Source organism: Marinobacter azerbaijanicus (assembly GCF_030250645.1).
GTDB lineage: Bacteria > Pseudomonadota > Gammaproteobacteria > Pseudomonadales > Oleiphilaceae > Marinobacter > Marinobacter azerbaijanicus.
In genome coordinates this window covers 1-19,770 of the sequence record NZ_JASSVS010000021.1, presented here as the reverse complement: position 1 = coordinate 19,770, position 19,770 = coordinate 1, and the positions used below count along the sequence as shown (strand labels likewise).

Annotated in this window: 20 protein-coding genes; 7 read left to right on the top strand and 13 right to left on the bottom strand. The window is 67.5% G+C overall.

Translation table 11 applies throughout. The annotated features are described in order from the left end of the window. Window positions 1–247: 247 nt before the first annotated feature. Window positions 248–832: a VOC family protein gene (locus QPM17_RS22265; RefSeq protein ID WP_285393913.1), complete on the top strand. Its 585-nt coding sequence runs from the start codon at window positions 248–250 to the stop codon at window positions 830–832. A gap of 180 nt (window positions 833–1,012) precedes the next feature. Continuing rightward, complete coding sequence (locus QPM17_RS22260) at window positions 1,013–1,420, top strand: VOC family protein (protein WP_285393912.1); 408 nt, start codon at window positions 1,013–1,015, stop codon at window positions 1,418–1,420. A 37-nt stretch (window positions 1,421–1,457) separates the two neighbouring features. On the opposite strand, the gene QPM17_RS22255 is transcribed toward QPM17_RS22260, so the two are convergent. The 9 genes from QPM17_RS22255 to QPM17_RS22215 are packed head-to-tail and all read right to left on the bottom strand — an operon-like array spanning window position 1,458 to window position 8,841. After that, window positions 1,458–1,802 carry a TfoX/Sxy family protein gene (locus QPM17_RS22255; RefSeq protein WP_285393911.1) on the bottom strand — a complete coding sequence of 115 codons (345 nt, stop codon included), beginning with the start codon at window positions 1,800–1,802 and terminating at the stop codon, window positions 1,458–1,460. Continuing rightward, window positions 1,799–2,524: a lipoate--protein ligase family protein gene (locus tag QPM17_RS22250; RefSeq protein ID WP_285393910.1), complete on the bottom strand. Its 726-nt coding sequence runs from the start codon at window positions 2,522–2,524 to the stop codon at window positions 1,799–1,801. The genes QPM17_RS22255 and QPM17_RS22250 overlap by 4 nt, the downstream gene beginning before the upstream one ends. Window positions 2,525–2,539: 15 nt before the next feature. Next, window positions 2,540–3,310 (bottom strand): 2-oxo acid dehydrogenase subunit E2, encoded by a 771-nt coding sequence (locus tag QPM17_RS22245; RefSeq protein ID WP_285393909.1) that lies wholly within the window; start codon window positions 3,308–3,310, stop codon window positions 2,540–2,542. 10 nt (window positions 3,311–3,320) lie between these two features. Further along, a complete protein-coding gene (locus QPM17_RS22240; protein ID WP_159551539.1) occupies window positions 3,321–3,557 on the bottom strand; it encodes a lipoyl domain-containing protein in 237 nt (78 codons plus the stop codon). A gap of 10 nt (window positions 3,558–3,567) precedes the next feature. Further along, complete coding sequence (locus tag QPM17_RS22235) at window positions 3,568–4,605, bottom strand: alpha-ketoacid dehydrogenase subunit beta (RefSeq protein WP_285393906.1); 1,038 nt, start codon at window positions 4,603–4,605, stop codon at window positions 3,568–3,570. After that, the gene (locus QPM17_RS22230) at window positions 4,602–5,690 is read right to left on the bottom strand and encodes a 2,3-butanediol dehydrogenase (RefSeq protein ID WP_285393905.1); all 1,089 of its coding nucleotides are present in this window, start codon (window positions 5,688–5,690) and stop codon (window positions 4,602–4,604) included. Before QPM17_RS22230 ends, QPM17_RS22235 begins: the two co-directional genes overlap by 4 nt. Beyond that, window positions 5,687–6,685, bottom strand: a complete 999-nt coding sequence (locus tag QPM17_RS22225; protein ID WP_285393904.1) for a thiamine pyrophosphate-dependent dehydrogenase E1 component subunit alpha — start codon at window positions 6,683–6,685, stop codon at window positions 5,687–5,689. Before QPM17_RS22225 ends, QPM17_RS22230 begins: the two co-directional genes overlap by 4 nt. 13 nt (window positions 6,686–6,698) lie before the next feature. Next, on the bottom strand, window positions 6,699–8,279 hold the full coding sequence (locus QPM17_RS22220; RefSeq protein WP_285393903.1) for a GMC family oxidoreductase: 1,581 nt from the start codon (window positions 8,277–8,279) through the stop codon (window positions 6,699–6,701). A 52-nt stretch (window positions 8,280–8,331) separates the two neighbouring features. Then, window positions 8,332–8,841 (bottom strand): gluconate 2-dehydrogenase subunit 3 family protein, encoded by a 510-nt coding sequence (locus QPM17_RS22215; RefSeq protein ID WP_285393902.1) that lies wholly within the window; start codon window positions 8,839–8,841, stop codon window positions 8,332–8,334. Between the two features lie 296 nt (window positions 8,842–9,137). On the opposite strand from QPM17_RS22215, the gene QPM17_RS22210 reads away from it, so the two are divergent. Further along, window positions 9,138–11,141, top strand: a complete 2,004-nt coding sequence (locus QPM17_RS22210) for a sigma-54-dependent Fis family transcriptional regulator (RefSeq protein ID WP_285393901.1) — start codon at window positions 9,138–9,140, stop codon at window positions 11,139–11,141. 341 nt (window positions 11,142–11,482) lie between these two features. Here QPM17_RS22210 and QPM17_RS22205 read toward each other — a convergent pair whose 3' ends face one another. The 4 genes from QPM17_RS22205 to cysK form a co-directional block, all read right to left on the bottom strand. Next, window positions 11,483–11,860 carry a group I truncated hemoglobin gene (locus QPM17_RS22205; RefSeq protein WP_285393900.1) on the bottom strand — a complete coding sequence of 126 codons (378 nt, stop codon included), beginning with the start codon at window positions 11,858–11,860 and terminating at the stop codon, window positions 11,483–11,485. Between the two features lie 112 nt (window positions 11,861–11,972). Beyond that, window positions 11,973–12,548, bottom strand: coding sequence for a TetR/AcrR family transcriptional regulator (locus QPM17_RS22200; RefSeq protein ID WP_159551525.1), 576 nt, complete (start codon window positions 12,546–12,548; stop codon window positions 11,973–11,975). Between the two features lie 40 nt (window positions 12,549–12,588). Further along, a complete protein-coding gene (locus tag QPM17_RS22195) occupies window positions 12,589–13,185 on the bottom strand; it encodes a carboxymuconolactone decarboxylase family protein (RefSeq protein ID WP_285393897.1) in 597 nt (198 codons plus the stop codon). Window positions 13,186–13,198: 13 nt separating this feature from the next. Continuing rightward, on the bottom strand, window positions 13,199–14,686 hold the full coding sequence (cysK, locus tag QPM17_RS22190; protein ID WP_285393896.1) for a cysteine synthase A: 1,488 nt from the start codon (window positions 14,684–14,686) through the stop codon (window positions 13,199–13,201). Between the two features lie 163 nt (window positions 14,687–14,849). On the opposite strand from cysK, the gene QPM17_RS23875 reads away from it, so the two are divergent. From QPM17_RS23875 to QPM17_RS22170, 4 genes are all read left to right on the top strand, one after another. After that, a complete protein-coding gene (locus tag QPM17_RS23875; protein WP_285393895.1) occupies window positions 14,850–15,785 on the top strand; it encodes an AfsR/SARP family transcriptional regulator in 936 nt (311 codons plus the stop codon). A gap of 1,312 nt (window positions 15,786–17,097) precedes the next feature. Beyond that, a complete protein-coding gene (locus tag QPM17_RS22180; protein WP_285393893.1) occupies window positions 17,098–17,649 on the top strand; it encodes a DUF4242 domain-containing protein in 552 nt (183 codons plus the stop codon). A 107-nt stretch (window positions 17,650–17,756) separates the two neighbouring features. Then, complete coding sequence (locus QPM17_RS22175; protein ID WP_285393892.1) at window positions 17,757–18,317, top strand: OsmC family protein; 561 nt, start codon at window positions 17,757–17,759, stop codon at window positions 18,315–18,317. Beyond that, a complete protein-coding gene (locus QPM17_RS22170; protein WP_285393891.1) occupies window positions 18,314–19,564 on the top strand; it encodes an NAD(P)-binding domain-containing protein in 1,251 nt (416 codons plus the stop codon). Before QPM17_RS22175 ends, QPM17_RS22170 begins: the two co-directional genes overlap by 4 nt. Window positions 19,565–19,770: the final 206 nt, after the last annotated feature.

The following is a 19,770-nucleotide window of genomic DNA, read 5'->3' as shown; positions in this document are numbered from 1 at the left end:
CTTCGGGCTGCTCTATTTCGGCCGCTTGGTGCCGGATCGCGGGCGCGGAAGGTGGTAACGGCAGCATGAGCGTAACGTGACAGCTGTCACGCTGGTGTATCGCCATGTACACCCAAGAGCCTCACCACCCCCACGCAACCTAACAAAAACAACAAATTGCGCTCCAGACCGCCATGGCATGCTCCTTGCCGTCAACACATCGGTGGCAACGCCACCGTCAATAACGGCAATAACAAGGAGACATGCCATGAACAAGACAAAATGGGTGGGGGCCACCCTAGCCGCGCTACTGACCAGCCAGGCCGTCCAAGCTGAACTCCCTGGAATGCGCGGCACCCAGCACTTCGGCTTCACGGTGCCTGACCGGCAAGCGGCAGTGGATTTCTTCGTCGAGGTCATGGGCTGTGAAGCCTTCTTCACCATCGGCCCCTTCGGTCCCTTCGACGACGACTGGATGACCCAGAATCTCGACGTGCATGCCGAAGCCACTATTCCCGCCGCCCACCTCGTTCGCTGCGGCAACGGCACCAACCTGGAGATCTTCGAGTACACCGCCCCGGACCAGCGCACGGAGCAACCGCGCAACAGCGATATCGGCGGCCACCACATTGCCTTCTACGTGGATGACATGGACGCAGCCGTAGCCTATCTCCAGGCGCAAGGACTGCAGGTACTAGGTGAACCCAAGACCTTTACCGAAGGCCCCATGGAGAGGCTGACCTGGGTCTACTTCATGGCGCCCTGGGGCATGCAGCTCGAGCTGGTGAGCTCACCCTATGGCATGGGCTATGAGGCCGAGACCGGTAGCCGGCTGTGGGATCCACGCCACTGAAGGCATGACAGCGGCGCCCTTTTGGCGCCGCTGTCGTCAGCCACAGAGTGCCTCATGAAGAGTGATACTGTTCAGAGACACGGAGGTCCAGATGGCTGGAGCGTGCCCATCAGCTGGGCCATAGTGTCGATTACAGAATCGATGAACGGTGTCGCTGCGCGACAGGAAACCGGAAACGCCATGCTGCCTATCCAAGGTCTCGATCATTTGGTGCTGCGCATACGCGACACCAACGCCATGCTCGCCTTCTATTGCGATGTATTAGGCTGCACAGTGGAGAAGCGTCAGGAAGAGATCGGCCTGATCCAACTGCGCGCCGGACGCAGCCTGATCGACCTGGTACCCGTGGAAGGCCCGCTGGGACAGCGTGGCGGCGCGGCCCCGGGCCGCGAGGGACGCAACCTCGACCACTTCTGCCTGCGCCTGGAACCCTTCGACGAGGCGGCGATACGCCGACACCTCGCCGCGCACGACATCGAGGCCGGCGAGCTCGTGCAGCGCTACGGCGCCGAGGGTTCGGGTCCCTCGCTCTACCTCGAAGACCCCGAAGGCAACACCGTCGAGCTCAAGGGGCCGCCCGACGCTTGATACCCAATGCATCGAGAAACCGACAACCAGTGGCGCATCAGGGTTTCGCCTTGCGCTTGCCCGCCTGGGCACGCAGGGCGGCTTCGAAGGAGCGACGTGCCCAGGCCGCGGCCAGCTCGCGGTCCTCGAACAGTTCCTCCGGGGCCTGGTAGTAGGAGAGCCGCACGACCCTACCGCCCTTGTCGTAGCCGAACGGTTCGAGCCCCGCGCGCTCGAAGTCGCCCAGGTTGTGCTCATCGGCTTTGAGATAGAGCGTCTCGTCGGCCACCAGTGCGAACATCAGGCCATCGTGATAGATGCCGTGGCCGCCGAACATGCGCCGTGCGGCGATGGGGCCGAACAGCTCGAATACGTCACGCAGCGAATCCGTATATTCACTCATGGCATCTCCTCCCAATCGACCAGCCGACGCAGCAGATCCGGCAACGTTGTCTCCAAATCCAGCCCTGGCAGCGCCTGAGTCAGCGCGACATGGCTTTCGGGCAGGAAGCGCTGGGGGTCGTCGATGGTTTCCTGAAAGGCATTGACGATGTCGACCAGTCCGGCCGGATCGCCACCGACCTGCATGGCGCCGTGGACCAGCAACGCCATGTCGCGACAGCCGCGCACCCGTCGCCAGCGCTGCGCGGTACCCACCAGCTTGCGGCCGCCGATGCGCACGTTGAAGCGCCCATCGCAGTAGGCGCCAGGCGCCGACCCCAGGTCGGCGTCGGTGACGCCGAGCGCGGCGAGCCACTCGCACCAGGGGTCGCCAAGGCGATGGTAGCCCCACTCGAGATGGGCCGCGGAGCTGCCCACGCGACAGCGCAGCACCAGGGTCACGTTGACCACCTCGGGGCACTGCGGCACCGGCGTGCCGCCCGTGGCACGGAACAGGATCGGCCAGCCCCGTTCGCGCAGGACCTGGCGTGCCTCGGGGAAGCCCTCGGTACGCTCGTGGCGGCGCGGCATCACCAGGGCACGATCCAGCGGCTGCCAGGCCAGCAGTTCGAACTGGCTCTCGCCCTGACAGACCGCGTCGAGCCCGGCCTCCTCGGCGGCCAGGCCCTGCTCGACGCTGAGCCGCTGGAGCACGCGATCCAATCCAGGCGAAAGCGCCGTCATGTAGCTTCCTCTCTACTAGTCGTCGTTGGCGGCCAGTTCGCTGTCGAACGCCTCGGGCGGCAAACCCTCGATACGCTCGCATAGGGCATCGAGGAAGGCCGCCGCCGGAGCGCCGTTGACGGCGCGATGGTCGAAGGTGAGCGACAGGCCGATGACCGCCTCCTCTCGCCACCCTTGCGATGATGGCACGACGCGCCGCTCCATCCCACCGATGCCGAGGATTGCCACCTGGGGCACGTTGAGTATCGGCGTAAAGTGGTGCACCCGCGAGCGGCCGAGATTGGAGACGGTGAAGGTGGCGCCGGTCAGCTCGCGCACCCCGAGCTTGCCGGCCTGGGCCCGTTCGGTGAGCGTCCGGCGTGCCTCGGGCAACTGGCCCAGGCTCAGTTCCTGGGCATCGAAGAGTGCCGGCGCCACCAGCAGGTCGTCGGGCAACGGGATGGCCAGCCCCAGGTGCACGGCGGCATGCTGGACGATGCGATTCTCCTCCAGCGTGGCATTGAGCGCGGGGTAGTCGGCCAGGGTCTGCACCACCAGGCGCAGCAGCAGGTCTTGCAACGAGGGCACGGACTGCCCCCGCTCGCGGCAGCGTGAGCGCAGCGCCTCGAGGGCGCCGAGCCCGGCGCTGGCATGGTGGGTCAGTTGGGCCGCGGTCTGCAGGCTCTGCACCATCCTGGTCGCGATCATGCCGCGCATGCCCTTCAGCGGGATCTCCTTCGCCGTGGCGGGTGATATGCCCGCCCCCGGGGGGCGGGTCTCGTCGTGTCGGGTCGTGGTGAGTTTCACAGCACTCTCCTCAGCTCTCCAGCGTGGCGATCACGCTGCCCTTTGCCACCACTTCGTCCTCCTCCTTGACGATGGCGAGCCTGCCCGAGAGCGGTGCCTCGATCTCGTACTGGGCCTTCTCCACCATCACCTCGGCGACCAGGTCGCCCTGGGCCACCTCGGCGCCGTCGCTCACCAGCCAGGAGGTGATCACCCCTTCGGTATCGCCTTCCCACAGGTCCTCGGGCACGGCTATTTCGGTCGTCATGCTCATCTCCTCAACTCTCTCGCATCATCTGGTGGAAGGCCGCGACGACCTTGTCGGCGTTGGGCAGCGCCCACTGCTCCATGGTCGGCGCGAAGGGAATCGGAATGTCGGGATAGGCCACCCGCTTGGGTGCGGCCTTGAGCCGGCAGCCGGCGTGCTCGGCGACGCTGGCGATGATCTCGCCGCTGACCCCGTAGCTGTGGTAGTCCTCGTCGACCACGATCAGGCGGCCGGTCCTGGCCACCGAGGCCCGCACGGTGTCGCGGTCGAGCGGCACCAGGCTGCGCAGGTCTACCACCTCGGCGGAGAAGCCCTCCTCCTCCAACGCCTTGGCCGCACGCAGGCAGTGGTGCACCCCCACCCCTAGGCTGACCAGGGTCACGTCGTGGCCCTCGCGCACCACGGCGGCCCTGCCGATCTCGACCGAATAGGACTCCTCCGGCACCGGCACGGTGGCGCCCTTCTCGGTGCCCAGCCAGCCCATGCCCTGCAGCGCCTTGTGGTACATGAACACCACCGGGTTGTCGTCGCGGATGGCGGCGGTCATCAGCCCCTTGGCATCGAAGGCGTTGCTCGGCACCACCACCTTCATGCCGGGCAGGTGAGCGAAGGTGCCGTAGAGGCACTGGGAGTGCTGGCCGGCGTCCGAGTAGCCGCCGCCGGTAGAGGTCATCAGCACCATCGGCACCTTGACCTTGCCGCCGGAGAAGTAAGTGTTCTTGGCCATCAGGTTGTAGATGGCATCCATGCACACGCCGAAGAAGTCGACGAACATCAGCTCGACGATGGGGCGCATGCCGTCGGAGGCGGCTCCCACCGCGGCGCCGATGAAGGCGGTCTCGGAGATGGGCGTGTCGCGCACCCGATCGGGACCGAACTCGTCGAACAACCCCCGGGTGTTGCCGAACACGCCGCCCAGCGGACCGACGTCCTCGCCCATGACGAAGACCCGCGGATCGGCCCGCATCTCCTGCGCGGTGGCCTCGGCCATGGCCCGGGCAATGGTCAGCTTGCGGGTGGCCGTGGCAGTGCTTGCGTTGGTGCTCATGGCGTCACTCCTTGGCCCGGCTGCATGCCGGGTCGTACGATGATCTTGATCTGCGACTTGTCCTCGAGCAGGACCTCGAAGCCCTTCTCGACCACCTCGGCGAGGGGGATGCGTGCGGTGACCAGATTCTCGGCGCGGAAGTAGCCGCGCTGCATCAGGGCCATCACGGCGGGATAGACGTGGCGGTAGGCGATGATCCCTTTCAGCGTGCGCTCGCGGATCACTAGGTCGTTGGGCTGGAAGGCCGCCTCGGTCTCCCAGATACTGACGACCACGGTTTCGCCGCCGGCGTGGGTGGCATGGATGGCCTGGTTGAGCACAGCAGGGATACCGGTCACCTCGAAGGCGAAGTCGGCGCCGCCGTCGGTCAGCTCATGCACTGCGGCCACCACGTCCTGTTCGCGGGGGGCCACGACCAGCGCGCCCAGCTCGGCCGCCTTTCCCCGCCGCGAGGGCGAGGGCTCCACCGCCACGATGCGCGCGGCACCCGCAGCCTTGAGCGCCTCGATGACCATCAGGCCGATGGGGCCCGCGCCGAAGACCACCGCGCTGTCGCCCGCCTTCAGCGCGCTCTGGCGCACGGCATGCAGGGCCACGGCGGCTGGCTCAACCAGCGCGCCCTGCTCGTAGCTGAGATCGTCAGGCAAGCGGTGAACCATGTGCTCGCCAACGACCGTGTATTCGGCGAACCCGCCCCCGCCGCCCGAGAGCCCGTGAAATCCCAGCAGCGGCGTCAGGTTGTAGTGCTCCATCAGGTAGCGACCATCCTGATGGGGCGACAGGATCGGCTCGATGGCGACGCGATCGCCAGGCTTGACCCGGGTAACGCGCTCGCCCACCTCGACGACCTCACCGGCGAACTCATGCCCCATGACGATGGGGGCGCGCTGCCCGCTGAGCGGGTGCGGCACCTCGACCGGAATGAAGATCGGTCCGGCGCTGTACTCGTGGAGGTCGCTGCCGCAGATCCCGCAGGCGGCCACCTTCACCTTGACCTGATGAGGATCCTGCAGCGTCGGGGTCTCGACCGTTTCGACGCGCAGATCCCTGGCGGCGTACCAGACCGCCGCTACCATGGTGCTCATGATGACTCCCCCGCGAAGACCTGCTCGAGCGCCGCCTCGGGTGGCAGGAACTCGCTCTGCTGGGCGAAGCGAATAGCCGCTTCGACCCGCGCGTGGGCCTCGGCTACCAGCGCGGCGTTGCCGGCTTCGTCGAGCACGCCGGCGTCGAGCAGCGCCTGGCGGTAGCGCGGGATCGGGTCGCGGGCCTGGAGCCCTTCCTTCTCGCCCTTGGGCCGGTAGTCCTCGCCGTCGCCCATGAAGTGGCCGGCGAGCCGTGCGGTCTCGATCTCGATCAGGCTCGGCCCCTGCCCTTCGCGGGCGCGAGCGATGGCCTCGCCCGCCGCGGCAAAGACGCCCTCCACGTCGTTGTCGGCCACGTGGTGGCCGGGGATGCCGTAGGCGGCAGCGCGCAGGTCGTTGCGCGGCACCGCGGTAGAAGCTTGCTTGGCCACGGAGATGCCCCAGGCGTTGTCCTCGATGACGAACACCACCGGCAACTGCCATACCGCGGCGAGGTTGAGTGCTTCGTGGAAGGCGCCCTGGTTGGCCGCCCCCTCGCCCATGAACGCCACCGCCACGCCCGACTTGCCCTGCAGCTTGCGCGACAATGCGGCACCCACCGCGGGCCCCAGCCCTTCGCCGATGATGCCTGAGCAGGAGAAGTTCACCGCGGCGTCGAAAAGGTGCATGTGGCCGCCGCGCCCACCGGCGAGCCCGGTGGCCTTGCCGAAGATCTCGGCGACCATGGCGTCGAGGTCGACGCCCTTGGCCACGGCGATGTGGTGCGGCCGGTGGGTGGCGGTGACGATGTCGTCGGCCGAGAGATGGGCGCACACCCCCACGGCGCAGGGCTCCTGGCCGTTGGAGAGGTGCATCTCGCCGGGAATGGGCCCCTTGGCCATGTTGAAGACCGGGGTCTTGCCCTCCATGTAGAGCGCCTCGATGCGTTCCTCGAGGTAGCGGCTGAGTACCATGTGGCGGTACATCCAGCGCCGCTGGTCGGCTGTCGGTTGCATGGGATGGCTCCTGTCAGAGTTCGCCGCGCGACATGCGCTCGGCGATGTGGACGGCCTGGCGCAGGGCCAGGGCAACGATGGTCAGGGTGGGGTTCTCGGCGCCGCTGGAGGTGAACTGGCTGCCGTCGGAGACGAACAGGTTGTCGATGTCGTGGGCCTGGCCCCACTGGTTCACCACGCCATCCTCGGCGCGCGCGCTCATGCGGTTGGTACCCACGTTGTGGCTGGTGGGAAAATCTGGCACGTCGAACACCCGCACCGCGCCTACCGCTTCGTAGCAGCTCCGTGCCTGCTGCTGGCCGTGGCGGCGCAGGGCCCCGTCGTTGGGATGATCGCCCTTGTAGACGATGGGCACCGGCAGGCCGTACTGATCCTTGCGGCTGTCGTGGAGGGTGATGCCGTTCTGCTCCATGGGCAGGTCCTCGCCGCAGATCCACACTCCCGAGAGGTGGTCGTACTTCTCCAGAATCGCGGCGTAGTCGCGCCCCCAGCCGCCGTTGGCCGGGTCCATGAACTTGGCGAAGAACGGTAGGCCGAGCGACATCACCTCCAGGGTGTAGCCGCCGACGAAGCCGCGGGAGCGGTCGAGCCGCGCCTCGTCGGAAATGATCCCGGCGAAGGTGGTGCCACGGTGCATGTTCACCGGCTTGGGCATCTCGGCGAACACGCAAGCGGTGGCATGAGTCATGTAGTTGCGCCCCACCTGGCCGGAGGAGTTGGCCAGGCCGTCCGGGAACAGCGCGGAGTGTGAGTTGAGCAGCAGCCTGGGGGACTCGATGGAGTTGCCTGCCACGCAGACCGCCCGCGCCCGCTGGCGCTGCAGATTGCCCTCGGCATCGGCATAGACCACGGCGTTGACCCGGCCGCGCTCGTCGTGCTCGATGGTGAGCGCCATGGCGTTGGGGCGGACTTCGCAGTAGCCGGTGGCCTCGGCGCGGGGAATGTCGGTGTACATCGTCGACCACTTGGCGCCGAAGCGGCAGCCCTGCATGCAGAAGCCCGCCTGCATGCACTGGGGGCGGTCGTCGTAGGGCCGGGTGTTGATCGCCATGGGCCCGGCGCGCAGCTTCTCGTAGCCCACCCGCCTGGCCCCCTCGGCCAGCACCATGAAGTTGTTGTTCCAGTCGTGCAGCGGCATGCCCGAGGCCTCGCCGGTCACGCCCATGTGCCGCTCGGCCTGGACGTAGTAGGGCTCGAGCTCCTCATAGGAGATGGGCCAGTCCAGCAGGTTGGCGCCGTCGATGTCGCCCACCTCGCTGTGCAGGCGGAACTCGTGGGGCTGGAAGCGCAGCGCTACCCCGGCCCAGTGAATGGTGCTGCCGCCCACGCCCTTGACGATCCAGGCAGGCAGGTTGGGGAAAGTCTCGGTCAGCTGGCGCGGTCCAGCGGTAATGCGCTCGTCGAGCCAGGAGATCTTCTCGAACATGGCCCATTCGTCGTTCTCGATATCCTCCAGGGCATAGCGCTTGCCGGCTTCCAGCACCACGCTCTTGATGCCCTTGCGGGCCAGGGCGTGGGCCAGGGTGCCGCCGCCGGCACCGGAGCCGATGATCACCACCACCCCGTCGTCGTCATGCTCGAATCGGGTACTCATGGCGTGTCTCCTCATTGCAGCGTTTGTTGTTGTGGTGAGTGGCGTGCCGGCGTCACAGCCAGTCGATCACCAGATCGTTGTAGCCGCGGCCGACATAACCGCCCTGCTCCCAGGAGGAGCCCTGGTAACCGAAGTGCGGCTCCCACAGCTCCGAGTTGTCGTAGAGGCCCACCACCAGGGTGTTGCGTACGGTCTGGAAGAACTCGCCATCCTCGATCTGTCGCAGCAGCGCCTCGCGCTCGGCGGCGCTGTCGACGGCGGCGTAATCCCGGCCATGGGCCGCCCGCGCACGGCGGTCCAGGTCGTCGAGCCCGGCGGCGATCAGCTCACGTTGCTCCTCCAGCAGCGGCGCGAGCGGCGCCAGGTAGTAGCGATCCGCGATCGCTTCGTGGGGATAGATGTCGCGCCCCAGGCGCAGCAGCCGGGTGGCCAGCTCGGGCTCGGCGCGCGCCCAGCGCGGCCACAGCGTCGAGGCGCTGAGCGCCAGGCTGCCGGCGGCCAGGGCGCCAGTCAGGGTGAGGAAACGACGACGGCTGAGCGTCGTCCCGGTGGCAGATGGCATGGTGCGAGTCCTCGGTTGTTGTTGGGCGATGGCCACGCCGACGCGGCGGGCTCACCCCTACCGGGCAGCTTTCATGCCAGAACCGCCCAGAACATGAGTAACTCATTGTAGGAAAAGCAATATCGGGGAAGTCGCGGAGCATGTCCGGAACGCGCCGCATGACAGCCGCGTTACACGGAAGGCGTACGCTTGCGTTACAGGTGTAAAGCGCTCGACGAAGGTCGTATCTCGCGTCGGGTTGGCGACCCTTACCTTGAAGGCATAACGACAACGACATGCCACGCCAAGGCTCCGCCATGTCCACGACACCGCTCACGACACACCACCAGCGCCAGCATATCGACACGATATTGCGTACCGTTGCCGACACCGAGGCGAGAACGCCGGCGCAAAACGAAGCCGGCATCATTGCCCGCTCATGGCGTCGCTGCATCAATCGCTATGGCCTCGATCCGGCCCGCCCCACGCCCGCCCGCTACGTGCCCGGCGCCACCTTGCGCGTACACCAGGACCAGGCCGACGCCCTGCTTCAGGTGGCCCGGGCCGGGGTCGAGCAGCTCTATCGCCAGGTCGCACCGCTGAGCTACGTGGTACTGCTGACCGATGCCCGCGGCATCGCCGTGCAGTTCCTCGGCGCCAAGAGCGACCAGCGCGAGCACCAGCGCACCGGCCTCTACCTGGGATCGGACTGGAGCGAATCCCATGCCGGGACCTGCGCCGTGGGGACCTGCATCCACGAGCGTACCGCCCTGACTTGCCATCACAGTGACCACTTCAGTGCCCACCACATCCAGCTCACCTGCACCGCGGCACCGGTCTTCGATCCCCACGGCCAGTTGCTGGCGGTACTCGACATCTCCGCCTATCGCTCGCCCTCCGCCAAGGAGTCGCAGACCTTCGCCCTGCAACTGGTCAAGACCACCGCCAGGATGATCGAGGATGCCTACTTCCTGCAGCGCTACGGCGACCGCCATATCGTCTGCCTGGATCGCTCGCGGGAGTTCGTGCAGATCAATCGCCGCTACCTGCTGGCCATGGAGGAGGACGGCACCCTGGTGGCCGCCAACACGGCGGGGCGCAAGCTGCTGCGCCATCACGGCCTGCCGCTGCCCGAGGCCGGCGAGGCACGCCCCTTCCAGGCCTGGAACATTCGCGACCTGCTCGACGGCGAAGTCAGCGAGGTACTCGCCATTCCCCAGCACAGCGACGACCGGGTGCAGGCCTTCCACACCCGGCGTCATCGCGAGATCCACTTCGCCACCCTGATCGAGCCTCCCCGGCGCCCCGTCGCCAGTCGCTCACTGCCCCGCGACTCCAGCCTGGCCCCGCTCGAGGCGCTGGCCGAGGACGACCCGAGCATGCGCGACACCCTGACCCGGGCCGCGCGCCTGCGCAATGAGCCGATCAATATCCTGGTAATGGGAGAGACCGGCACCGGCAAGGAGCGCATGGCCCGCGCCCTGCACGACTCGAGCCGGCGCCGCAACAAGCCGTTCGTGGCGATCAACTGCGCCGCCATGCCGGAATCGCTGATCGAGAGCGAGCTGTTCGGCCACGAGCCGGGCAGCTTCACCGGGGCGCGCAGCAAAGGGATGAAAGGGCTGATCGTGCAGGCCGACGGCGGCACGCTGTTTCTCGACGAGATCGGCGACATGCCGCTGCAGCTACAGACCCGCCTACTGCGGGTGCTGGCCGAGCAGGAGGTGTTGCCCATCGGCGCCAGCCGACCGATCAAGGTGGACCTGCGCGTGGTGGCCGCCACCCACCGCGACCTGCGCGAGCTGATCCAGGCCGGGCGCTTCCGCGAGGATCTCTTCTATCGTCTCAACGGCGCCAGCCTGCGCCTGCCGCCGCTGCGCGAACGCGCCGACAAGAGCTACCTGATTCGCCGCATCTTCGACGAGCTGAACCAGCAGCGCGGCTCACGGGTGCGCCTGCGCGGCGACGCCATGAGCGCCCTGCTCGCCTATCCCTGGCCCGGCAACATCCGCGAGCTGCACAACGCGCTGCACTACGCCCTGGCTACCTGCGAAGGCGACGAGGTCGTCGTCGGCGACCTGCCCGAGGAGTGCGTGCATGGTCAGCTGGCCCACCCCGGTGCCAGCCAGGGGCTGACCCTGTTCACCGCCACCGGTTCATCCGCGCGACCGCTCCAGCAGGACCTGCTCTACCGCGCCCTGTGCCGACACCAATGGAACGTCAGCGCCGTGGCCCGGGAGCTGGGGCTGTCGCGCCCGACCATCTACCGCCGCATGAAGCGGCTGGGCATCGTGCCGCCGAACCAGCAGATGGCGGACTGACACACCAGAAAGCGTAAGGGAGATCGCGCGCCCGACCCTGCGCGAAGGCCTGGTGGCCTGGTCAGCGATCGATGCCCCCTGGCTGGCCACGGTCGACCGGGCGGCTCTGGGGCGCGCCCTGCATGGCCTGGAGCGCCTGGCGCGACCATGGTGCTCTCCGGGCACTTGCCGGTCGCCGAGGGTGGCGTCGAGGAACTTACCGCCATGGTGCATGCCGCCTGGTGCGCTGGCCCCGGCAGCGAGGTCGATCCGCACACGTTCGAGGCCGTGGCCGAGGCATTGGCAACATGAAAAAAGCCAGGCGCCGCATGGCGCCCGGCCCTGCCCATCGCGGCCATCGTTCACACATGCATGATGTCATCCTTGAGCGAATAAGCGATGCCGAGCATTTTCTGGCGCGTCTGCGGATCGATCTCGTGGCGGTCGAGCACCGCCAGGATATCGTCGATGGCGGCCATGTATTCCGCCTCGCTGATGTTCAAGCCCCGGTGGGCCTCGCGCATGCTCTTGCCGTGGTAGTCTCCCGGCCCCCCGCTGCCGGAAGTCAGGAACTCACGAAGATGCCCTTTCACCGCTTCCAGGTGTGCGGGGTCGTCCCGGTAGGGCGTGAACCTCGCCTCGATCTGCGGATTCCGCATGTGAGCTTCGACGATTTCGTCGACCAGCGCGGCGATGCCGCCATCTCCTCCCAGCCGTTCGTACAGTGTCGCCATGACCATGACACATCTCCCGGATCGATCGGCTCCGATCCTATTCGTTGGTCTTGGGCCGGCCCTTTGGGTTGGCCGTGTACAGACCGGTCGGTCTAGAGGCAAGACAAATGAGGAATCGCTACCCCGTTGCGGCAGAGAAATAGAAGTCGAGCATCGCCTCGAGGGGAGCCGGATCGCCACGCAAACGGCTGCGTAACGCCGCCCCCTCCCAGCAATCCACCAGCAGGTCGGCCATCTCGCGCGGCTTGCTGCCCGAGGGAATGTCGCCGCGCTGGCGCGCCTCCTCCAGGCACCCTGCAATGCGCTCGGCAATGCTGGCGAAGCAGGAGGCGATCTTGCGTCGGAATACTTCGCTTACTCCCGAGAGCTCCTGCCCCACGCCACCGAGCAGGCACCCGAGGTAGCCCTCCTCGCGGTATTTCTCCTGCGACAGTTCGAAGAAGCGTCGCACCCGGTCCAGCGGCGGCAGGGCCTGGTTACCCAGGGTCAGGTCGAGCCCCTGGTGCACTTCGACCATGTAGCGGTCGATCACCTGCAGGGCAAAATCCTCCTTGCTCTTGAAGTGATGATAGAAGGAGCCCTTGGGCGTCTTCGTCTCCTCGAGCAAGGCCTGGATACCCAAGTCGTTGTAGCCGTGTCGTAGCAGCATGCCCAATCCCGCATCGAGCAAGCGTTCCTTCGTCGTATGGGCCATGGACGCTCCATCAGACCGAACGGTCTAGTTTCACTATGGCTCAACGCTGCGCTTCGTCAAGCGCTATCGGTCTACCCACGCAAAGCGCCTTCGCCAGTTCGATGGGCAGCTCGCGGTAGGCGGCGTCGGGCTCGGCGCCCAGGCCGTCGAGAATGCGCGTGAAGAAGGCGCGCCCGGCCACCACGGCGACGATGTCGAAGATCTCCTCGTCGGCGAACCCATGCGCCCGCAGCGCTTCGATATCCTCGGCGTCGACCTCCTGGGCCCGGCAGGCCACCTTGGCGGCGAAGGCCATCATGTCTCGCTCGGCCTCGTCGAGCGGCCCCTTCTGTCCCGTCACCATGGCCTGGGTGGCTTCCATGCCCATCAGCTCGGCGAGAAACTTGGCATGGGCCAACGAGCAGTAGGAGTTACCCAGGGCCCGGGAGGCGGCAAGCGTCACCAGCTCGTAGCGGCGCGCCTCCATGGGGCGACGGATGGTCGCGATCAGTGCCGCCCAGCACTTCATCACCTCGGGGCGATGACAGAACACCCGCGCGTAGTTGGGCAGGTAGCCGAAGTGCGCCTGCTGACGCTGGTACATGGCCAGCACCTCGCCTTCGGCCTGCTCGGGAGGAATCGTCTCGATATAGCTCATGTGCATTTCTCCATCAGGCCGTGGTGGAGCGTGGATGCAACCAGGCCGGCAGCAGCAGTTCGGTGTCTATGATGGCCTCGGCGTCGTATGCGACCCCGCACGCGGCGAGTCGTCGGCCCAGGCTGCCATCGCGCCAGGCATCGAACAGCTCGCCGCAGCCACCGAGCGGCTCGCCAGCGATGAAGATCTGCGGGATGGTTGGCGCTCCGGTGCGCCGTGCCAGCACAGGACGCAGGCGCACGCCCATGTCGTCGGCCTGATAGTCAGGCGAATCGAGATCCACGCTCAGGTAATCGACCCCCAGCCGGGCGAAGAGCTTGCGCGCCGCCCAGCAGAACTCGCACCAGGCGAGGGCGAACATCACCACCGGCGCCTGGGCCAGATACTCTTCCAGCCTCCGCTCGGCCTCGGCATCACGCCCCGTATCCGCCGGCTCGACAGCCCGTGACATGGCGGCGGCCGGGCGTGGCGCGGGCATGTCGAAACGACAGCCCGGCGTAGAGCGCGACAGAGCCAGTTCCTCTTCGTTCATCTCATCCCCGATGCCCTCGAACAGAGGGGTGGACTGGTAGCGCTCGCCGGTATCGGGCAGCATGCAGACGATATGGCTACCGGCCGGTGCCCGACGAGCCACCTCCAGCGCCGCCGCCAGGGTCGCGCCGGCGGAGATGCCGACGAAGATTCCCTCCTTGCGGGCCAGCTCACGGGCCAGGCGCAGCGCCTCCCCTCCCGCCACCGGCACGATCTCGTCCACCATGCCGGCTGCCACCGCTTGTTGGGTGAGCGGGGAGATGAAATCCGGGCTCCAGCCCTGCATCAGGTGCGGGCGAAAACGCGGATGGCTGGCTCCCGTTGGCTGCGCCTCGCCGCTGCCCAGCAGCGGAGCATTGTCGGGCTCGGCCACGACGATGCGAATGCGCGGATCGGCCGCCTTCAGCACCCGGGATACCCCCTTGAGCGTGCCACCGGTGCCGAAGCCGCTGACCCAGGCATGAATCGGCTCGCCCTGGAAGTCGTCGAGGATCTCCCGCGCCGTGGTGCGGCTGTGCACCTCGGCGTTGGCCTCGTTCTCGAACTGGCGGCACAGGAAATACCCATGGGCCTCGGCCAGCTCGATTGCCTTGGCCAGCATGCCGCTGCCCTTCTCGGAAGCTGGCGTGAGCACGACGCGGGCGCCGAGGAAGCGCAGCAGACGCCGCCGCTCCAGGCTGAAGCTCTCGGCCATGGTCACCACCAGCGGGTAACCCTTGCGCGCGCACACCATGGCCAGGCCGATGCCGGTATTGCCACTGGTGGCCTCGATCACCGTCTGGCCCGGACGCAACGCCCCACTGCGCTCGGCCGCCTCTATCACCGCCAGGGCCATGCGGTCCTTCACCGAGCCCATGGGATTGAAGGCCTCCACCTTCACGTGCACGTTGACGTCCGGCGGCGCAAGCCGGGCGAGTCGCACCAGCGGCGTACGGCCGATGGTCTCGAGAATGCTGGCATAGCGGGTCATGGCGTGTCTCTCCTCGGGGGTCGGTTGGTAGGAGTCTCGCTGCCCGGCGAGGAAGCCAGCGTGGTAGCCAACGTGGTTTTTTCCCTCTTCCAGCGTGTCTGGATTCAGCCGGCGCTTCGCTCCCACGCGCTATAATTCAAGCGTTACCCCACCGGGGCCTACGATGAACGCGCTGACTCTCAACCTGCTCGGCGACCTCGAAGTGATTCGGGATGGGCAGGTATTGGCGCTTCCTCCCTCCCGCAAGACCCGCGCCCTGCTCGCCTACCTGGCGCTGCATACCCGTTCCCTGAGCCGAGAACACCTGTGCGACCTGCTGTGGGAAATGCCCGACGACCCGCGCGGCTCGCTGCGCTGGAGCCTGTCGAAGCTGCGCCGTCTGGTGGATACGCCGGGCCGCACCCGGCTGCGAGCCGACCGCAGCGGCGTGGGGCTGGATACCACCGATATCGACATCGACGTGGTCGGCCTGCACGAGCTGCATGGCGAGCGCCTGGAGTCAGCCGAAGTCGAAGCGCTCGAACGCACCGCCGGCCGCTACCGGGGCCCGTTCCTGGAAGGCTTGGAGCTGGATCGCTTCGCCGACTTTCACGGCTGGTGCCTGGCCGAGCGCCAGGCGGCCCTACGCGCGCAGACGGCCCTGCTCGCCGCCTTGGTCGCGCGCCTGATGCACACCCCGGAGCGGGCCCTGCCCCATGCCCACGCCTGGGTGAGGATCGCCCCCTTCGACGAAACGGCACGCGCACGGCTGGTAAACCTGTTGCTGGCGCTGCACCGCCCCCGTGAGGCCGAGCAACAATTGCAGTTGGGCGTGAGACTCATCCGCGAAGCGGGCCTGCCACACAACGGCCAGTTGCTGCGCGCCTGGCGCGACACCAAACAACTGGCCGCCGCCACACCAGCGGATGCCGCCCCGACGGCATTGTCCCTATCCGTGATTGGTGAGCTGACGCTACCGGAAGGCGATACCCTGAAGTCATGCGCTGGGCGGCACTGCTCGCGCCGAATCCCAGCCCGGCGACCCTGCGTCAGGTGTCGGGGCTCGATACCAACCGCATCGGCGCGGCGCTGGAAGTGGCCGAGCGACGCCACTGGCTGACTGCCGAAGGCGGCAGGCTGCGCTTCACCCAAAACGACATGGCCACCGAACTGTACGCCGCGATCTCACCGGCCCGGCGCCAGGCCATGCATCGGCGAGTGGCGGAGTGGCTGGCCGAGACCCCACTCACCGACATCAGCCAGGCACAAGAGCTTACCCACCACGCCCAGGCCAGCGGCGACCTGGAGCTGGCCGCTCGGGCCACGGTCGAGGCCGGCCGCTTCTGCCTGAGGATCTGCGCCAACGAGCAGGCCCAGCACTTCGCCCAGCACGGGCTGGCGCTGGCCGAGAAAATTGCCGGCATACGATGCGTCTGCCTGGCCCTCGAGCTGCATGACATCCTCTACAGTGCCGCCCCGCTGGCGGATTGGGAAAGCGGCGCCCGCGAAGTGGTGGCCCTGGCCGAGCAGGCGCTGGAGCATGGCGCGCTGGCCCACGCACGGCTCGGCTATCAGTTGGCCAGCCACATCCGCTGGGCCCATGGCCAGTGGAGCGATGCTCATGAAGAGACGCTGCAGGCGGAACGTGCAACGCGCTGCGCCGAAGGGCGCGAACAAGTCATCGCCATGGCCGAGACCGCCCGTTGCCTGGCCATGCTGGAACGCGACCTGGACCAGGCGACCGAGCTGCTGGCCCAGGCACGCGAGCAGGCCATTCGGCAGCGTATCGCCCACCCCGCCATCCCCCTGGCCCAAGGCCTGCTCAGCCTGCATGAGGATCGCCTGGACGCGGCAGAGGCCTATTTCAAGGAGGCCCGTACCCTGTGCAAGGCCATGGGCGACCGTCTGGGAGAATTCCAGGCTCAGGAGACGCTGCTGCTGATGGACATGGAACGGGACGACTACGTCAGGGCGCAGGAGCGCTGCCTTCAACTGCGTGAGCTTGGCGAACGCCTGCGCGACGGCAGCGAGGCCCCCTATGCCACCGCCGCCGAGGCCCTGTGTCGCTATGCGCTGGAGCACGACCCTGACCCATTCGACGTCGCCCTGGTCACGCTGCGCCATGCCGACGCCCGCCATCGCCTGGCCGTGCTGCTGCTCCAGGCGGCACGCCTCGACCTGGCTCGGGGCCGTGCTGAAAGCGCTCGCCAGCGAGCCGCCGAGTCCCTCGAGCATGCCAGGGTGCTGGAGCGGCGTACCGAACAACTGCTGGCCCATGCCCTGCTCGCCGAGGCCGCACGCCACCTCGGCGACACCGCCGAGTGGCAGCACCATGCCCAGGCTGCCGAAGTGCTGGCCCAGGCGCCGGTGGCCGGCTGGGCTCGGCGCCGCTGGCAAGCCCTGCGGGAACAACCCACCGCGGAGGATGAAACATGATCGACGTCTTTCTGGAACGCCGCTTCGACCGACCTCTCGCAGCGGAGCTGGTCCGCTCACTGACGCAGGGCGCCCAACCATGCTTCGACCTGCATCAAATTCATTGGCAGGAGAGCCTGCTGGCACGGGATGGATGTCGCCTGGTGTGTCATTTCCACGCCCCGGATCTCGAGTCGGCCCGTATCGGCCTGCGCCAGGCCGGTGCCGAAGTGAGCTCCATGTGGGGCGGCAGCCTGCACGATGCCCCCGGCCTCAGCGCCGCAGAACTGGCAGCCGCCAACGTCATGGTGGAACGCCACTTCGGCGCCCCGGTGACCTTCCAGGCCATCCAGTCATTGGAAGACGCCGGTGCGGCCTGCCTGCACAACCATCGGGTCCGCTTCCTGCGCACCCTGTTCTCCTTCGACCGCCAGCGCATGCTCTGCCTCTATCACGCTCCGGATGCCGAATCGGTGCGTCACGCCCAGCAACAGGCCGGCATGCCGGTCAGCCGCATCTGGGCTTTCCAGCGTATCGCTCCCGCGGCGAATTCCACGCCTGCCGCCTGAAAAACCACGCGCTCTCCCACGCTGGGTCTCACGTGACCCCGTGAATCTCGCAGCTGACCGCTGACGGTCACCCCCTGACGAGACACAACAGCATGAGGAGAGCGTCAATGCACACCGCCACTCAACCGATCGACAACGGCGTCAACGTCACCGCCCTGCTGGGCGCTCGTGAAGCGCTGGCACAGGCCCCCGCTGCGGCCCGCTTCACCTGGCGTGCCCATTGCGACTGGGTCCGCGGCACTCACAGCCGGATCGCCGTGGAGGACTTTTACGGCCTCGGCGAAACCCAGCAGCACCGCTCACGCTTCACCTTCGAGGCCGACCACCCCGAGGTGTTCGCCGCCGAAGACCATGGCCCCACCCCGGTGGAGTACGTACTGGTCGGCCTGGCCGCCTGCCTCACCGCGGGAGTGGCCGCCGTGGCCCAGCATCGTGGTATCCAGCTGCGCTCGGTCAAGGCCACGGTGGAGGGTGACATGGACATTCAGGGTATCCTCGGCATGGATCCCGACGTGCGCAACGGCTTCGACGACATCCGCGTGACGTTCGCGATCGATGCCGATGCCAGCCGTGCCGACATCGAGGCCCTGGTCGCCCAGTCGCAGAAACGCTCGGCGGTCTACGACCTGCTCACCAACCCGACCCACGTCAAGGTCGAGGTAAAGTGAAGACGGTCACCGCCGTGGTCGTCGGCGCCGGGCACGCCGGGCTGGCCATGAGCCACCACCTGGCCCGGCACGGCATCGATCACGTGATCCTGGAGCGCGGCGAGGTGGCCAATGCCTGGCGGCACCAGCGCTGGGACTCGCTACGCCTGCTCACACCCAACTGGCAGACGCGGCTACCAGGTCAGATCTACACCGGGCCGGAGCCGCAAGGCTTCATGGGTATGGCGGAGCTGATCGCCTTTCTCGATGACTATGCACGGGGCCTCTCGGCCCCGCTGCATACCGGCACCGAGGTGATCTCGGTGCGCCAGGCCGAGGACGGCTACCGGGTGATGACCGACCGGGGCGAGTGGCGCTGCCGGGCGGTGGTGATCGCCACCGGCGCCTGCCAGCGCGCCGCGGTGCCTGCCTTGGCCGCGGACCTGCCACCCTGGATCGCCAGCCTGACGCCTCTCGACTACCGCAACCCCGACCAGTTGGCTCCGGGTGGGGTGCTGGTAGTAGGCGCTTCGGCCACCGGCGTACAACTGGCCGACGAGCTCCAGCGCAGTGGGCGGCCCGTGACGCTGGCCGTGGGCGAGCACCTGCGTTTGCCGCGGCGCTACCGAAGCCGCGACATCCAGTGGTGGCTGGAGCATGCCGGCCTGCTCGACCAGCGCTTCGACGAGGTGGAGGATCTCATCCGTGCCCGGCGCCAGCCTTCGCCGCAGCTGCTGGGCAGCACCGAGCCGCTGGACCTGGATCTCAACGCCCTGAGCAAGCGCGGCGTATGTCTGGTGGGGCGCCTCGTCGGCCTGGCCGGCACCCGGCTGCAGTTCTCCGGGTCCCTCGCGGTACACTGCCAGGCAGCGGACCTCAAGCTGGTCCGGCTGCTCGACAACCTGGATGATTGGGCCAGCGCTCACGGCTGGCACGAAGCCCTGCCCGCCTCGGAGCGCCCTGCGCCCACCCGAGTGCCGCAACGCCCCTGCCTCGGGCTCGACCTGGCCGCCGGCGAGATCAAGACGGTGCTATGGGCAACCGGCTTTCGCCCCGACTATCGTTGGCTCGAGGTGCCAGTCTTCAACGCCCGCGGGCGCCTGCTACACCATGGCGGCGTGGTGGCGCCGGGTCTCTATGCCATGGGGTTGCCCTTCATGCGGCGACGCAAGTCGGGCGCCATCCACGGCGCCGACGACGATGCGCGAGAGCTCAGCGCTCACCTGGCCGCCTGGCTGGCCAAGGCCAGGCATCGCAGCTTTGCCTGAGCCACGACCAAACGCGAAAACCCGGCCGCCCGAACCGAGCGGCCGGGTTTTCATCCAGCCAGGTTTGCGCCAACAGGCGACATTCAACCGAGACGAAATAGCTCCCGCGGGGAACAGTCCAGGATCACGCGCCGGTCGTCGTCATCGCCGACCCAGCCAGCCAACCAGTCCAGGGTGTCCCGATAGCTGTGCTTGTCTTCATGGCG

Excerpts from the sequence above, each read along its gene's own strand:
- QPM17_RS22265 (WP_285393913.1), top strand. The coding sequence starts at position 248 with ATGAACAAGACAAAATGGGTGGGGGCCACCCTAGCCGCGCTACTGACC.
- QPM17_RS22260 (WP_285393912.1), top strand. The coding sequence starts at position 1,013 with ATGCTGCCTATCCAAGGTCTCGATCATTTGGTGCTGCGCATACGCGAC.
- QPM17_RS22255 (WP_285393911.1), bottom strand. The coding sequence starts at position 1,802 with ATGAGTGAATATACGGATTCGCTGCGTGACGTATTCGAGCTGTTCGGC.
- QPM17_RS22250 (WP_285393910.1), bottom strand. The coding sequence starts at position 2,524 with ATGACGGCGCTTTCGCCTGGATTGGATCGCGTGCTCCAGCGGCTCAGC.
- QPM17_RS22240 (WP_159551539.1), bottom strand. The coding sequence starts at position 3,557 with ATGACGACCGAAATAGCCGTGCCCGAGGACCTGTGGGAAGGCGATACC.
- QPM17_RS22235 (WP_285393906.1), bottom strand. The coding sequence starts at position 4,605 with ATGAGCACCAACGCAAGCACTGCCACGGCCACCCGCAAGCTGACCATT.
- QPM17_RS22230 (WP_285393905.1), bottom strand. The coding sequence starts at position 5,690 with ATGAGCACCATGGTAGCGGCGGTCTGGTACGCCGCCAGGGATCTGCGC.
- QPM17_RS22225 (WP_285393904.1), bottom strand. The coding sequence starts at position 6,685 with ATGCAACCGACAGCCGACCAGCGGCGCTGGATGTACCGCCACATGGTA.
- QPM17_RS22220 (WP_285393903.1), bottom strand. The coding sequence starts at position 8,279 with ATGAGTACCCGATTCGAGCATGACGACGACGGGGTGGTGGTGATCATC.
- QPM17_RS22215 (WP_285393902.1), bottom strand. The coding sequence starts at position 8,841 with ATGCCATCTGCCACCGGGACGACGCTCAGCCGTCGTCGTTTCCTCACC.
- QPM17_RS22210 (WP_285393901.1), top strand. The coding sequence starts at position 9,138 with ATGTCCACGACACCGCTCACGACACACCACCAGCGCCAGCATATCGAC.
- QPM17_RS22205 (WP_285393900.1), bottom strand. The coding sequence starts at position 11,860 with ATGGTCATGGCGACACTGTACGAACGGCTGGGAGGAGATGGCGGCATC.
- QPM17_RS22200 (WP_159551525.1), bottom strand. The coding sequence starts at position 12,548 with ATGGCCCATACGACGAAGGAACGCTTGCTCGATGCGGGATTGGGCATG.
- QPM17_RS22195 (WP_285393897.1), bottom strand. The coding sequence starts at position 13,185 with ATGAGCTATATCGAGACGATTCCTCCCGAGCAGGCCGAAGGCGAGGTG.
- cysK (WP_285393896.1), bottom strand. The coding sequence starts at position 14,686 with ATGACCCGCTATGCCAGCATTCTCGAGACCATCGGCCGTACGCCGCTG.
- QPM17_RS23875 (WP_285393895.1), top strand. The coding sequence starts at position 14,850 with ATGAACGCGCTGACTCTCAACCTGCTCGGCGACCTCGAAGTGATTCGG.
- QPM17_RS22180 (WP_285393893.1), top strand. The coding sequence starts at position 17,098 with ATGATCGACGTCTTTCTGGAACGCCGCTTCGACCGACCTCTCGCAGCG.
- QPM17_RS22175 (WP_285393892.1), top strand. The coding sequence starts at position 17,757 with ATGCACACCGCCACTCAACCGATCGACAACGGCGTCAACGTCACCGCC.